Source organism: Aquabacterium sp. A3, from assembly GCF_038069945.1.
Lineage (GTDB): Bacteria > Pseudomonadota > Gammaproteobacteria > Burkholderiales > Burkholderiaceae_C > Aquabacterium.
In genome coordinates this window covers 521,093-534,839 of sequence record NZ_JBBPEV010000001.1, presented here as the reverse complement: position 1 = coordinate 534,839, position 13,747 = coordinate 521,093, and the positions used below count along the sequence as shown (strand labels likewise).

Below are 13,747 nucleotides of genomic sequence, written 5' to 3'. Positions count from 1 at the left end.
ACTGCCAGCATGAAACCCATCTGGATCGTTGACGACGACCAATCCATTCGCTTCGTTCTGGAGAAAGCGCTTGCGCGCGAAGGGCTGCCGGTGCGCAGCTTCACCAATCCGCGCGATGTGCTGAGCGCGCTCGATGAAGACGAGCCCCAGGTGCTGGTGTCGGACATCCGGATGCCGGGCGGTTCGGGCATCGACTTGCTGGGCAAGGTCAAGGCGCGGCTGCCGGGCTTGCCCGTGATCATCATGACCGCCTACTCGGACCTCGATTCGGCGGTGTCGGCGTTTCAAGGGGGGGCTTTCGAGTACCTGCCCAAACCGTTTGACCTGACCAAGGCGGTGGAGCTCATTCGGCGCGCGGTCGAAGAAAGCCTGCGTGAAGAGGTGGTCGACGAGCGGGTGGCCCAGATGCCCGAAATGCTCGGACAAGCTCCCGCGATGCAGGATGTGTTCCGCGCCATCGGCCGGCTCAGCCAGAGCAACGTCACGGTGCTGATCACCGGCGAATCGGGCGCTGGCAAGGAGTTGGTGGCCCGGGCACTGCACAAACACAGCCCCCGCGCCAACGGACCGTTTGTGGCCATCAACACGGCCGCCATTCCTAAAGACCTGCTGGAATCCGAGCTGTTCGGGCATGAGCGTGGCGCGTTCACTGGGGCGCAAACCATGCGCCGCGGACGATTTGAGCAGGCCGATGGCGGCACCTTGTTCCTGGATGAAATCGGCGACATGCCCTTCGACCTGCAAACACGGCTGTTGCGGGTGCTCAGCGATGGCCAGTTTTATCGCGTGGGCGGACATCAGCCACTCAAGAGCAATGTGCGCGTGATTGCCGCCACCCACCAGAACCTCGAAGATCGGGTGCGGCACGGTGTGTTTCGCGAGGACTTGTTCCACCGCTTGAACGTGATCCGCCTGCGTTTGCCCGCCCTGCGCGAACGCCGCGAAGACATCCCCACGCTGGCGCGATTCTTCCTTCAGAAGAGCGCAAAAGACCTGGGTGTTGAGGCCAAACGCATCTCTGAGACGGCCTTGACGAGGCTTCAGGGCTTCGACTTTCCTGGCAACGTCCGGCAGCTTGAAAACATCTGTCACTGGTTGACGGTCATGGCGCCCGCGCAGGTGATCGAGGTCAAAGACCTCCCGCCTGAACTACTGGACATGGCCGCCGGCGTGCCGGCTGTGCCGACCGAGGCACCATCGCCGGCTGCTGCCCCACCCGTGGTTGTACCGGCCATGCCCTCGGAGGCGCCAGAGGCCTGGACACCACCAGAGCCGTCTGTGACGTGGCCGCCTGCACGTGCCGACGTGGCCCCCCTCGGAGATCGGGCCATGGGCGCCGCCTGGGCCAGCGAAGCTGGGAGCGGTGATGCAGTGCAGGCCGCTTCTGCCAGTGGGGTGGCGCGCTGGCTGGCGGACCTGGAGCGCGACGCCCGTGCGCGACTTGAGTCTGGCCAAACGGATGTCTGGGACAGCTTGACGCGGCAGTTTGAGGCGCAACTGATCCACACCGCACTGGAGCTGACCCGGGGGCGGCGCATCGAAGCAGCGCAAAAGTTGGGAATTGGGCGCAATACCATCACCCGCAAGATCCAGGAGTTGGGCTTGGACGACTGAGTCCGACCCTGCTGGTGACTTTACAAGTCAGAAGCACGGCGTGGCGGGCGCTGCGCTACGATCAAGGTCTTGGGCCGTTCTGGGCCTGTTGATCACTTGAGGTTCTCATGCGTCTGACTTCTGCATCCTTGTCTTGTCCTGGCGTGGCTCGCCGTGTCGCTGCCGGCGTGCTGGTGGCTGCGGCCCTGGGCGCATCGGGTTGCTCCACCACCAACCCCGATGTGATCAAGCCGGGTGACGCACAACGTTTGTCGCAGGTGGCTGATGCGGTGGTGCTGAACGTGCGGCCCGTGGTCGTCGAAGGCAGCCAGAGCGGTGCCGGTGGCGCCACCGGTGCCGTCATCGGCGGCGTGGCCGGGGCCGGCTCCACAGGCAACAGCCGTGGTGCGGTACTCGCCGGTGTGGCTGGCGCCGTGGTGGGCGCGGTGGTGGGCAATGCCGTTGAGCGCTACGGCACCCGTGAAGGCGCCCTCGAAATCCTTCTTCAACTCAAGAGCGGTGAGCGCCGCGCCATCGTGCAGGCTCAGGGCGAGGAGTCCTTCAAGCCTGGGGACAAGGTGATCCTGGTGACCACCGGCGGCAAAACCCGTGTGATGCTGGCACCCAAGTGATGAGCATGCGCGCGTGGGGTGGTGGCTGGCGTCGTTGTGCCATGGCCCTGGGCCTGGCGCTGGGCATGGTGGGGTGGCCCATGGCCGTGTCGGCAGCCAGCAAGCCGGCGGTGGGCCTGACCTTGGTTCAGCAGGTAGAAGGCATTCGCGAATACCGATTGCCCAATGGCCTGCAGGTTTTGCTCATACCTGATCAAAGCAAGCCGACCACCACGGTCAACGTGACCTACCGGGTTGGCTCGGTGCACGAGAACTATGGTGAAACCGGCATGGCTCACCTGCTCGAACACCTGATTTTCAAAGGCTCGCCTCGCCATCCTCAGGTATGGGCTGAATTCAACAAGCGTGGCCTGAGCGCCAACGGCAGCACCTGGCTGGACCGCACCAACTACTTTGCCAGCTTTGCGGCCAACGAGGCCAACCTGGCCTGGTACCTGGGGTGGCAGGCCGATGCCATGGTCAACAGCTTCATCGCCCGCCGCGACCTGGACAGCGAGATGACCGTGGTGCGCAACGAGATGGAAATGGGCGAGAACAACCCAGGCCGCATCTTGTTGGGCAAAACACTGGCCACCATGTACCAGTGGCACAACTACGGCAAGTCCACGATCGGCGCGCGCACGGACGTCGAAGGCGTGGACATTGCCCGGCTGCAGGCCTTCTACCGTCGGTATTACCAGCCCGACAACGCCACCCTCATCGTGTCGGGGCAGTTCGATCTGGCCAAGGTGCAGCGCTGGATTGCGCGTGACTTTGGCGCCATCCCCAAACCTCGACGAACCTTGCCGACACAGTACACACTCGATCCCGCGCAGGATGGGGAGCGTGAGGTCACTCTGCGCCGTGTGGGCGGCGTGCCTTTGCTGTACGCCGGCTATCACACCGTGGCAGGGGCGCACAAAGATCATGCGGCCATTGAGCTGCTGTCGCTCATTTTGGCCGACACCCCGTCGGGGCGTTTGCACCAGCGGCTCACCGAGCAGCGCCTGGCTGCTGGGGTGTTTGGCTTCACGGAAGGGTTGCGTGATCCTGGCTTTTTGCTGCTGGGCGCCCAATTGGCCCCTGAGCAAGATGCCGAGCAGGCACGTCGCGTCTTGCTGGAGACCATCGAATCATTCCGCAGCGAGCCGATCACGGCGGCCGAACTGGAGCGCGCACGCGCCAAGTGGTTGAAGGATTGGGACCAGGGCTTTGCCGACCCGCAGCATGTGGGGGTGGCCCTGTCAGAGGCGGTGGCCCAGGGCGACTGGCGCTTGTTTTTCCTGACCCGCGACCGGGTTCGAGCCGTCACGCTCGCTGATGTTCAGCGCGTGGCCCAGGCTTACTTGCTGCCCAGCAACCGCACCTTGGGTCGTTATGTGCCCACGCAGGCGCCTGAGCGTGCTCCGGCGCCAGAGCGCGTCGATCTGGCGCAGGCGCTGAAGGAGTTCAAGCCGGCCCAGGCTGCGGCCGAGGTGGCGGCCTTTGACACCAGCCCCGAGCACATCGACGCCAGCACCCAACTGTCTCGACTGCCGGTTGGTTTGCAATTGGCCTTGTTGCCCAAGCCCACCCGCAGCCAGGTCGTGCAAGGACGGCTGGTGTTGCGTCATGGCACGGTCGAGAGCCTGGCGGGGCAGGGTGAGGCTGACGCGGCACTGGCCGCCATGCTGGACAAGGGCACTCAGCAGCGCTCGCGCCAGGCCTGGCAGGACCGGCTGGACGCACTGCAGGCCGACGTTGGCTTCGGGGCGGCCGCAGGGCAACTCAGTGTGGCCTTCACCGCGCGTCGAGACACCCTGGCCGAAGTCCTGGGGCTGATTGCCGAAGCCTTGCGCACACCTGCCTTGTCGCAAGCGGCCTTGGACGAGGTGAGGGACCAGGCCTTGTCGTCCATCGCTGCTCAGCGCAAGGAACCACAGCATGTGTTGATGGAGGCACTGGCCCGGCGAGACAACCCTTATCCCCGTGGTGATGTGCGCCATGCCCGCAGTTTTGATGAGCAGGTGCAAGACTGGCAGGCGCTCACGCTGGCGCAGGTGCAAGCCTTCCATGAGCGTTTCTTGTCCGCCCGTGTGGGCCAACTCTCTCTGGTGGGCGATTTTGAGCCCGTGCAAGCCCGGGCCGTGATCGAGCGGCAGTTCGGCAACTGGTTGGGCGCCGCGACAGCGCAAGCGCCGATCCCGGATCCTTACGTGGCCTTGACGCCCGGCATGATCAAGCTCAACACCCCTGACAAGCAGAATGCGACCCTGGTGTGGCAACTGGCCTTGCCCATCAACGATCGGCACCCTGATTACGCTGCGTTGATGATGGCCAATCACCTGTTGGGGTCGGGGGGCAACTCTCGGTTATGGAATCGCCTGCGGGAAAAGGAAGGCCTGTCTTACAGCGTTTACAGCGCGGTGGATTGGTCATCTCGCGATGCCAACACGCGCTGGTTTGCCTCTGCCATTTTTGCGCCACAAAATCAGCCACGCATCGAGCAGGCCATGCGTGAAGAACTGGCGCGTGCTTTGGCTGACGGTTTCACCCAGGCAGAACTGGATCAGGGGCGTGCAGGATTGTTGTCGTTCAGGAAACTGGGGCGGGCACAAGATGCCCGTCTGGCCGGTGCCTGGGCGGCCCTGATGGATTTGGGGCGGCGGTTTGATGAGTCCAGCAAACTGGACAAGGCCTTGTCTGAGCTCACGCTGGAGCAGGTCAATGCCGCCTTGAGGCGTTATTTGCAACCCGACCGAATGGTGTGGGGTTGGGCAGGAGATTTCAGTCGCCCATGACAAAGGCCGGCATCTGCCGGCCTTGTCATTGACGCGTCAGTGTGTTGCTGGGTGCAACACACTGCATCAACGCATCAAATGGCGAAATCTTCGAGTTTCTTGCCGCCAGCGATGGCGGCTTGAATCCACTTGGGTTGCAGGCCACGACCGGTCCAGGTCTCGCCCGTTGCCGTGTTGCGGTACTTCGGGGCCACCTTGCGGCCTGTGCCGGCGGCGGCACCGGACGCAGCCGACTTGCCAGGCTTCAGACCCAGATCTGCGACGGTCAGGCCATGCTCGGACAGCAGGGATTTGATCTGATTGATCACGGCGGCGCGCTCGGCACGTCGTGCCTCGGCCAGTTGCTTGTCCAGTTCAGCGGCTTGTTTGGCCAAGGCTTCTTTTTGTGCCAGCAGTTCTTGGTAGTTGCTCATGGGTGTCCTTGTGACTGTGTCGGTATCTGAGGTTGACGATAAGGCGTCGCGTTATTCTCAAGGCAGGTCGTGCAGGCACAGGTAAGCCATACACCACCATGCGCATATTCTATACACGCCTTTCGCGTTTGCGCAAAACCTTCTCGTTTTGGCCTCCAACGGCCCCCATGAATCCTGATAAATGTGGCTTGGTGACCTTATTTGTGGTGTTTTGAGGTCTGCTTGCCAGAGCGTCTGTTGATTTTGCTTAAATGTTCAATATGGGTGGTTACTTCACGCACCACCTGCATCCTGGTGGAGTTTCCAGGTATTTGGGGTGCGTAACGAAGGCTGTCCAGCTTATTGAGTCCATCGACGAGGCTTTGTCTGGCCATGGCCTGTTCCGGCGATGGAGGCGACTGTGTCGCCCACAGTTGGCGCAGGTGTGCAGCCCAGGTGGCAGCGGGTGCAGGTGCAGGGCAGTGGGTAGGCGGTGGTAAATCAGCCCGCAACAGGGCTTGGTGAATGCCCATCAATTGACGCGTCCACGGCGATGCGCGGCGCCATGGCGCCCACGGCCACCACATGAACAAGGCCCCTGCCAGGCCCGCGATGGCCACGGTCATCGCGGTCAAGCGGATGAGGTCGGTGGTGTCGGGGCGGCTCATGCCCCATTGGCGCAGCAAATCCATCTGGTTTTGTCGGGAGTAAGACAGCACCCACACATTCCAGCGGTGGTTGCCGGCATCCATGTATGCCCGAAGTGTTCCCCACAGCGCCTGATCCACCGCCCTCATGGCGCGTGAGGCTTCTTGTGGAAAGCGCAGGGCCGGTCGGGTGCGGTCAACGCGCTCTGGCGCCACCGCTGCCGTGGGGTCCACCCGCACCCAGCCGCGTCCAGGATCCCAGTATTCAACCCAGGCGTGGGCGTCGCTGTTGCGCACCACCAGCAAGCCATCCACGGGATTGCGTTCGGCCCCCTGGAAGCCCGTCACCACGCGTGCCGGAATGTCCATGGCCCGCAATACCACCACGAAGGCCGAGGCGAAGTGCTCGCAAAATCCCGCGCGGGTGTCCAGCCAGAATCGATCGATGCTGTGCAGGGTGGGCGCTTGAGCGTCACGCGGCATCAGCGTGTATCGAAACTCGTTGGTGCGTATGTACGCCAACAGCCGGGGCACCACCACGGATGCCGGGGCGGTGGCCCATTCCGACTGGCGTCGCTGTTTGAGCGCCCACGCCAGCGTGCGGGGGTTGTAGCCTGCTGGCAGCTGCAGCCAATCTCTGATGCTCAGCGCATTTTCTTCAGAGGCTTGCAGTTGCTCGGGCTGCACGGCCAAGGCATCGAGTTGCGCGCGCTGTTGCAAGGGCTTGTCCAGCACCCACTCGCGTCCTCGCGCCTGTGGTCGCGGTTGTTCAAAAGGGGGGCTCGGTCTGGCCTGCAAGGTCGCGTCCAGCAAAGGCAGGTAGGCGATCGACTGAGGCTCCAACGTCAGCTGATATCGGTAGGTGGAAGGTGTCGCGCCCGGCTTCAGCGCGGGCGGGCTGTCCATCAGTGCCGATGGTGCCGCTCCGGGGCGTCGTGGCAACCACGTGCGGCCATCGAACTGCCCCAGTACCAAGGCCCTGAAGTACAGCTGTTGAGGCGGTGGCATGGCGCCATCGAAGCGCACACGCATGGCGATGCTGTCGTCCAGTGCCAGCTCTGACACTTGCCCCATCTCCATGCGGTCTGACAGGCCGGTGCGCCCACTGTTCAAGCTGGGGTTGCTCCACAGCGGCCCCAGTCGCGGAAACAGCACGTACAGCACCAGCATCACGGGCAGCCCCATGAGCATGGTGCGTGCGGTGGCCCGCCCCACCACCATGATGGGCGGGCGGCCCAGTGGCCGCTGGGCCAGCACCAGCGATGTCAGCAGCCCCCACACCACCACCAGCATCATCAAGGCCATCCAGGGGCTTTGCGAGTGGATGAATTGCGTCAGCACCAGAAAAAAGCCCAGGGAGGTGATCACGAAAGCATCGCGCCGCGCACGAAGCTCCAGCGTCTTCAGGCTGGCCAGCACCGTCACCAAAGTGATGCCTGCTTCTCGGCCGACGATGGTGTGGTGGCTCCACAAGGTCAGCCCGATGCTGGCCATCAAGGCCAGGGTGAGCACCCAACGGGAGGGCAGGGGCCGGTCGCTCCATGCCAGGTAGGCGCGCCAACTCAGCGCCCCGAGCGCGCCGGCGGCGCACCACAGTGGCAGTCGCGCCAGATGGGGGGCCATGCTCAGCGCCAGAATGCCCAGCAGCCAGATGGTGTCCCTTCCTTCGCGGCTGAGCCTGGCGCTCCAGCCGGACCACGGCAGGCGTTCGGTGAGTCCGCTCATGCCAGCCCTCCGGGCGGCTGAGGCCAGCATGCCAGTGCATCCAGACAGTGCCGCAGGTGCTGGTCACCGTGACCGGGCGACACACGGTAGCTGCCCAGAATCAGTCCATAGGCCGCGCCACCGTCTGCGTGTTGCGCTTCGGCCTGCAGGAGCCAGGTGGTCAAACGTGACAGGCGGGCTTCCATGGTCAGCCCTGCCAGTCCGGGGCTGTCGTCCAGGTTCAGCCAGAGGTCAGGGCTCTGGTGGTGCGCGGGTTCGCGAGCCACCAGGCCGGTCCCGGCGGCCAGGGCATGGGTCGATTTTCTCCAGGCCACCCACTTCATCGGGTCTCCGCGCTGATAGGCGCGCAAGCCATCCAGTTGACCGTCTCTGCCCATGTGCGCCTGCAGTGGCATGTGCGTGTCCCCATGGCCGCCATCGCCGGGCAGTGGAGGGGCTGCCGGGTCCGGCGCGGGCCAGACCAATGCGGTGCCAGCGGGGCGCCAGTAGCCCCATGCCCGAAAAAGCCCCAAGGGGTAGCGTGTTTCCACCGTCAGCCGCTCGATGTGCAGCGGCCCGCGGCCATGGGTGGGCACGTCGAGTTCGCAACGCAGTGATTCGCCAGCGTTCACCTCCAGGGCCACCGCATGCTGCGCATCCCAGCGGGCGGTCACACCATACCGATGACGGCGTCGGTGCGGATTGTGAACCTGCAGTTGCAGCGACAAGGCCTGCCCGGCGTGCACGCGTGCCGGGGCCAGCCAGCGCCACTGCAGGCCGTGCAGGTTGGCGTGTGTCTGGTGAAGGCCCACCATGGCCGCGCCACCAAGCAGGAAGGTCAGGGCGTAGCCCAGGTTCAGTTGTTCGTTGATGGACGCCAGCAACAAGACCACCACCACCACGGCGTAGGCCAGTCCAGCCCGCGTGGGCAGGATGTAAAGGTTGCGGTGCGTGAACTCGATCGAGTCCCGTGGTGGCAGGCGGGCGGCCCACCATGCAGCGATCCGTTGACGCCAGCGTTGGCGAACACCTGCCACTGTCTTCATGGCACGGCAGTGGCTTCCAGCAAGGCGCGGGCTTGGGCTGCGGCACCACGCCCGGCCGACGACACGGGCTGCAGGCGGTGGGCGACCGCGGGTGCCCACAAAGCCTGGATGTCCTCGGGGGACACGTGTGCACGCCCGTGCAACAGCGCGCGCGCGCGCGCCAGGCGCAGCAATGATTGGCCCGCACGGGGGCTGAGGCCCTGCACAAACCAGCGGCCATCCCGTGTGGCGCTGATCAGTGCCAGCAGGTAGTCCAGCAGGGCGTCAGCGGCATGGACTTCCGTCACCCGGGCTTGCCAGGCACGCCAGTCTTCCAGGGACATCACTGGGGCCAGGCTCTGCAAGGCGTCACGCCGATCGTGCCCAGACAGCAGTGCGCGTTCGTCTTCGGCGGTCGGGTAGCCCAGCGACAAGCGCAGGGCAAAGCGGTCCAGTTGGGACTCTGGCAGGGCGTGCGTGCCCAACTGATCGGTGGGGTTTTGGGTGGCGATCACGAAAAACGGCCATGGCAGGGGGTGTGTCACGCCATCGACCGACACCTGCCGCTCTTCCATCGCCTCCAGCAGCGCGCTTTGGGTGCGCGGCCCTGCCCGGTTGACCTCGTCGGCCAGCAGCACCTGAGCAAACACCGGCCCGGGGTGAAACACGAAGGCGTCTTTCTGCCGTTCAAACACGCTGACCCCCAGCAGGTCGGAGGGCAGCAGGTCCGATGTGAACTGCACCCTCGAAAACGCCAGTCCCAGACTGCGTGCCAGTGCCTGGGACAGGGTGGTCTTGCCCACCCCGGGCACGTCTTCAATCAGCAGGTGGCCGCCGGCCAACAGGCACGTCACGCACAGGCTGATCTGTTCTCGCTTGCCCACAATGATCGTGCTAACCTGATCAATGAGCATGGACAGCGACGGCATCGGGGTGTGCCGAGGGCCTGGGTCGGCAGGTCGGGGCATCTGAAGTTCGTTGCGCAGCATCATGGAACCATAACGTAAACGCGCTAGGCGTGCAGAGCGAGACACACCATGGCCACCGGCTATTTCTCACACCCCGATTGCCTGGCGCATGACATGGGTGCCGGGCATCCTGAATGCGCTCAGCGCATTCACGCGATTGAAGACCAATTGAGGGCGCATGGGCTGGATGCCTTGCTCACCCATGGTGAGGTGCCCTTGGCCAGCAATGACGATCTGGCACTGGCCCACGACCTCAATTACGTGCTGACCCTGGACGACTTTCTGCAGCAACTCGAAGCCAGCGGCGACACCCGGGCATTGGATCCGGACACCTGGGCTTGTCCGGGTACTCGCTCGGCAGCCTGGCGGGCAGCTGGAGCGGCGGTGGCCGCCACCGATGCCGTGCTGGACGGGCGACTGGACAACGCGTTTTGCGCGATCAGGCCGCCCGGCCACCATGCCCTGCACAACCAGACCATGGGCTTTTGTTTTTTCAACAACGTCGCGGTGGCTGCACGCCACGCGCTGGACCGCCGAGGACTCAACCGCGTCGCCATCGTCGACTTTGATGTGCACCATGGCAATGGCACCGAAGACATCATGGCCGGCGACGATCGTGTGTTGATGGTGGGCTTGTTCCAGCACCCCTTTTATCCGCATTCCGGTGCCGACAGCCGGGCCGGCAACATGGTGAATGTGCCGGTGCCTGCGCGCAGCGATGGCCGATTGATCCGCGATGTGATCGAGAGTTACTGGCTGTACCGGTTGGAGGATTTCAAGCCGGAAATGATCTTCATTTCCGCCGGCTTCGACGCCCACCGCGAAGACGACATGGGCGGCTTGGGCCTGGTCGAGGCCGATTACGCCTGGATCACTGAGAAAATCATGGATGTGGCCAGACGGCATGCCCAGGGGCGCATCGTTTCTTGCCTGGAGGGTGGCTATCACCTCAGCGCCTTGGGGCGCTCGGTGGCCGCTCATGTCAAAACCTTGATGGAGTGCTGAGCGCAGGGCCGGCTGGCCCGTGCTCGGGTGTGTTCATGTCCATGGCTCTTGTTTCGCAGGGCGCGACAGCATCGTCTGCGCCCGTATCGTCCGTGTTGACCCCGGCCATCGCATTTCAGGATCTGGCGGCCTTGACGGCGCAGTTGGGTCATCCCGACAACCTTCGTGATCTGGGCGTGCTGGCGCTGTGTCTGGCGGCTGCATGGCTGATGATTCGCGCGTGGCGAGGCCGTGAGCCGGGTGATGTGGCGTCCATCTGGTTGGGCCACCATGTGGTCGACGGCGTGCTGTTTCCTGTCATGGCCCTGACCTTCACTTACGTGGCCAGGCGCTTGCTGGGGCAGGGAGATCCGTCCACCGTGTTGCGCGTGGCCGTGCCCATGCTGGTCTCGCTCGTGGTCATCCGCCTGACCGTGAAGGTGTTGCGGTTCATCTTCCCTGACTCCAGCCATGTGCGCATCGTGGAGCGCTCCGTGTCATGGATGGCGTGGCTGGCCTCCATCATGTGGATCCTGGGATTGCTGCCCATGGTGCTGGCCGGCATGGACGAGATCCGCTGGACCATGGGCTCCACGGAAGTCAGTCTGCGCAACCTGGTAGAAGGGATCATCAGCGCCGTGCTGGTGCTGATCTTGTCGCTCTCCCTGTCGTCGGCCATCGAGTCGCGGCTGCTCAAGGGCGCCGGCGACAACCTGTCATTGCGCAAGATTGCCGCCAACGCCATCCGCGCCATATTGTTGGGTGTCGGCCTGATGATGGCCCTGTCCGCTGCCGGGGTGGACCTGACCGCACTGTCGGTGGTGGGCGGTGCGGTGGGCGTGGGTATCGGCTTTGGCCTGCAGAAGCTGGCCGCCAATTACGTCAGCGGGTTTGTCATCCTGGCCGAACGCAGCTTGCGCATCGGTGACCTGGTTCGCGTGGACAATTTCGAAGGGCAGGTCACCGACATCAAGACCCGCTACACGCTGTTGCGTGCCCCGAATGGCCGTGAGTCGATCGTGCCCAACGAGTTGCTCATCACCCAGCGCGTCGAAAACGCGTCGCTGGCCGATCGGCTGTTGTTGCTCAATACCGTGGTGCAGGTGGCTTACGGTTCCGACGTCGAGCGCCTGCTGCCCGCTTTGCGGTCCACCGTGGCCGAGGTGCCGCGGGTGCTGGCAGACCCCGCGCCCAACGTGTTCCTGACAGCGTTTGCCGCTGACGGGCTGGAGCTCACGTTCTCGTTTTGGATCGGTGACCCCGAGAACGGGCAGATGTCCGTGCGCTCGGCGGTCAACATGGCCATCCTGAGCAAACTCAATGAATGGGGCGTTGAAATCCCCTTCCCGCAGCGGGTGGTGCACCATGTGCCTGCACCTGGGGTATCCTCCGCGTCACGATGATGACGCCTTCTGCATTGATCCTGGCCAGGCAGTACCCCATGTGGGGCCTGGCGCTCGGCTTGACCTGCTTGCTCGTGACATGGCAGTGGCCGGTGGTGGGCGTGCCCCTGGTGCTGGCGGCTGGTTTGGCGCTGCTGTGGCGCTGGCGCCAGCGGCCCAGGGTGGTGCCCGCCGTGCCCGGCGCCGTGCTGGCGCCCACCGATGGCCGGGTCGTCAGGGTGGACCGGGTCAGAGACCCCTATGCCGATCGCGAGGCACTGCGCATCAGCTTGACCTCCAGTTGGGTAGATGGCCCATCCAGCCGCGCCAGCGTGGACGGTGTGGTCCGTTCCGTGCAGTACCATGCGGGCCCCATGTTCCACGCCAGCCTGGATCCGGCCTCGCCGCTGCACGAGCGCAACGCCGTGGTCATCGATTCGGCTGGGCACACGGTGACGCTGGTGCAGGTGGCCGGCTGGCTGGCCCGCCGCATCTTGTGCCAGATCCAGCCCGGCCAGACGGTCACGCGGGGCCAACGTTATGGCCACGTGCGGTTCGGCGCTCGTCTCGAGGTTTACCTGCCGGTCACGGCGGTGCCCCGTGTCGCTCCGGGCGACCGAGTCAGCGCCACCACCTCCATCCTTGCTTCTCTTCAGTCTGCATGAATCCCCAGTCCAACCAGGTGCCAGAGCCCGACGCCTCTGCCGAACACGAGGGTGATGACATGCCGCGCCCACGTCGCAAAGGCATCTACATCCTGCCCAATCTGTTCACGGTGGCGGCCCTGTTCGGCGGGTTCTACGCCATCGTCATGGCCATGAATGGCCGGTTTGAGCTGGCCTCCATTGGTGTGTTCTGTGCCATGGTGCTGGACAGCCTGGATGGCCGCGTGGCCCGCATGACCAACACCCAGAGCGCCTTTGGCGAACAGATGGACAGCCTGTCGGACATGGTGTCCTTCGGGGCGGCGCCTGCGCTCATCATTTATGAGTGGGCGCTGAAAGACCTGGGCAAGTGGGGCTGGATCGCTGCGTTCGTGTACTGCTCTTGTGCTGCGCTGCGCCTGGCCCGCTTCAACACCAACATCGCGGTGGTGGACAAGCGCTTCTTTCAGGGGCTGCCCAGTCCGGCTGCGGCCGGGCTCGTGATGGGCATGATCTGGGTGGTCACCGACCTGGGCGAAAGTGCGCTGACCTTGCCATGGATGGTGTGGCTGGCGTTCGCCGTCACCTTGTACGCCGGTCTGACCATGGTCACGAACATCCCGTTTTACAGCTTCAAGGATGTCAACTTCCGTCGCACCGTGCCCTTCATCGTGGTGGTGGCCATCGCCCTGGGCCTGGCGGTCATCACCATCCACCCGCCGATCGTGCTGTTTGCAATTTTCGTGATTTACGGCACCTCGGGGTATGGCGTCTATGTCTGGAAGCGGCTCAAAGGCAAGCCGGTGTCCGTGATTTCCACCTCAACCGACGAGCCCGATGAAGCCGGGCTACACCGCTGATAGAAAAATCCGCACAAGCCCGCCTGCCGCGCCCTGAGCGCCCATGCTATATTGATTGCCATGAACACGTTCAACGCATCGCTGCTGCTACTACTGGGAGTGCCCCGGGCGCGTTGATCGCTGACGTCTGTACTTCAGTCCCTTTGCATCACGGCCC

Annotated in this window: 11 protein-coding genes; 7 read left to right on the top strand and 4 right to left on the bottom strand. The window is 64.2% G+C overall.

What is annotated here, in order from left to right; genetic code table 11:
• The first annotated feature begins 9 nt into the window (after positions 1 to 9).
• The 3 genes from ntrC (at position 10) to WNB94_RS02300 (ending at position 4,984) form a co-directional block, all read left to right on the top strand.
• Complete coding sequence (gene ntrC, locus WNB94_RS02310; RefSeq protein ID WP_341388116.1) at positions 10 to 1,614, top strand: nitrogen regulation protein NR(I); 1,605 nt, start codon at positions 10 to 12, stop codon at positions 1,612 to 1,614.
• A gap of 107 nt (positions 1,615 to 1,721) precedes the next feature.
• Positions 1,722 to 2,225 carry a glycine zipper 2TM domain-containing protein gene (locus tag WNB94_RS02305; RefSeq protein ID WP_341388115.1) on the top strand — a complete coding sequence of 168 codons (504 nt, stop codon included), beginning with the start codon at positions 1,722 to 1,724 and terminating at the stop codon, positions 2,223 to 2,225.
• Positions 2,225 to 4,984 carry a M16 family metallopeptidase gene (locus WNB94_RS02300; RefSeq protein WP_341388114.1) on the top strand — a complete coding sequence of 920 codons (2,760 nt, stop codon included), beginning with the start codon at positions 2,225 to 2,227 and terminating at the stop codon, positions 4,982 to 4,984. The genes WNB94_RS02305 and WNB94_RS02300 overlap by 1 nt, the downstream gene beginning before the upstream one ends.
• 74 nt (positions 4,985 to 5,058) lie before the next feature.
• Here WNB94_RS02300 and WNB94_RS02295 read toward each other — a convergent pair whose 3' ends face one another.
• From WNB94_RS02295 to WNB94_RS02280, 4 genes are all read right to left on the bottom strand, one after another.
• Complete coding sequence (locus WNB94_RS02295; protein WP_341388113.1) at positions 5,059 to 5,397, bottom strand: H-NS histone family protein; 339 nt, start codon at positions 5,395 to 5,397, stop codon at positions 5,059 to 5,061.
• Positions 5,398 to 5,594: 197 nt separating this feature from the next.
• Complete coding sequence (locus WNB94_RS02290) at positions 5,595 to 7,748, bottom strand: transglutaminase TgpA family protein (protein ID WP_341388112.1); 2,154 nt, start codon at positions 7,746 to 7,748, stop codon at positions 5,595 to 5,597.
• Positions 7,745 to 8,773 carry a DUF58 domain-containing protein gene (locus WNB94_RS02285; RefSeq protein ID WP_341388111.1) on the bottom strand — a complete coding sequence of 343 codons (1,029 nt, stop codon included), beginning with the start codon at positions 8,771 to 8,773 and terminating at the stop codon, positions 7,745 to 7,747. The genes WNB94_RS02290 and WNB94_RS02285 overlap by 4 nt, the downstream gene beginning before the upstream one ends.
• Positions 8,770 to 9,720 (bottom strand): AAA family ATPase, encoded by a 951-nt coding sequence (locus WNB94_RS02280; RefSeq protein ID WP_341388110.1) that lies wholly within the window; start codon positions 9,718 to 9,720, stop codon positions 8,770 to 8,772. Before WNB94_RS02280 ends, WNB94_RS02285 begins: the two co-directional genes overlap by 4 nt.
• Positions 9,721 to 9,789: 69 nt before the next feature.
• Here WNB94_RS02280 and WNB94_RS02275 point away from each other — a divergent pair, with 69 nt between their 5' ends.
• Genes WNB94_RS02275 through pssA form a run of 4 tightly spaced genes read left to right on the top strand, consistent with a single transcriptional unit; the run spans position 9,790 to position 13,590 of the window.
• A complete protein-coding gene (locus WNB94_RS02275; RefSeq protein ID WP_341388109.1) occupies positions 9,790 to 10,725 on the top strand; it encodes a histone deacetylase family protein in 936 nt (311 codons plus the stop codon).
• A 35-nt stretch (positions 10,726 to 10,760) separates the two neighbouring features.
• Complete coding sequence (locus WNB94_RS02270; protein WP_341388107.1) at positions 10,761 to 12,107, top strand: mechanosensitive ion channel family protein; 1,347 nt, start codon at positions 10,761 to 10,763, stop codon at positions 12,105 to 12,107.
• Between the two features lie 38 nt (positions 12,108 to 12,145).
• Positions 12,146 to 12,751 carry a phosphatidylserine decarboxylase gene (locus WNB94_RS02265; protein WP_445819038.1) on the top strand — a complete coding sequence of 202 codons (606 nt, stop codon included), beginning with the start codon at positions 12,146 to 12,148 and terminating at the stop codon, positions 12,749 to 12,751.
• Between the two features lie 59 nt (positions 12,752 to 12,810).
• The gene (gene pssA / locus WNB94_RS02260; protein ID WP_341389918.1) at positions 12,811 to 13,590 is read left to right on the top strand and encodes a CDP-diacylglycerol--serine O-phosphatidyltransferase; all 780 of its coding nucleotides are present in this window, start codon (positions 12,811 to 12,813) and stop codon (positions 13,588 to 13,590) included.
• Positions 13,591 to 13,747: the final 157 nt, after the last annotated feature.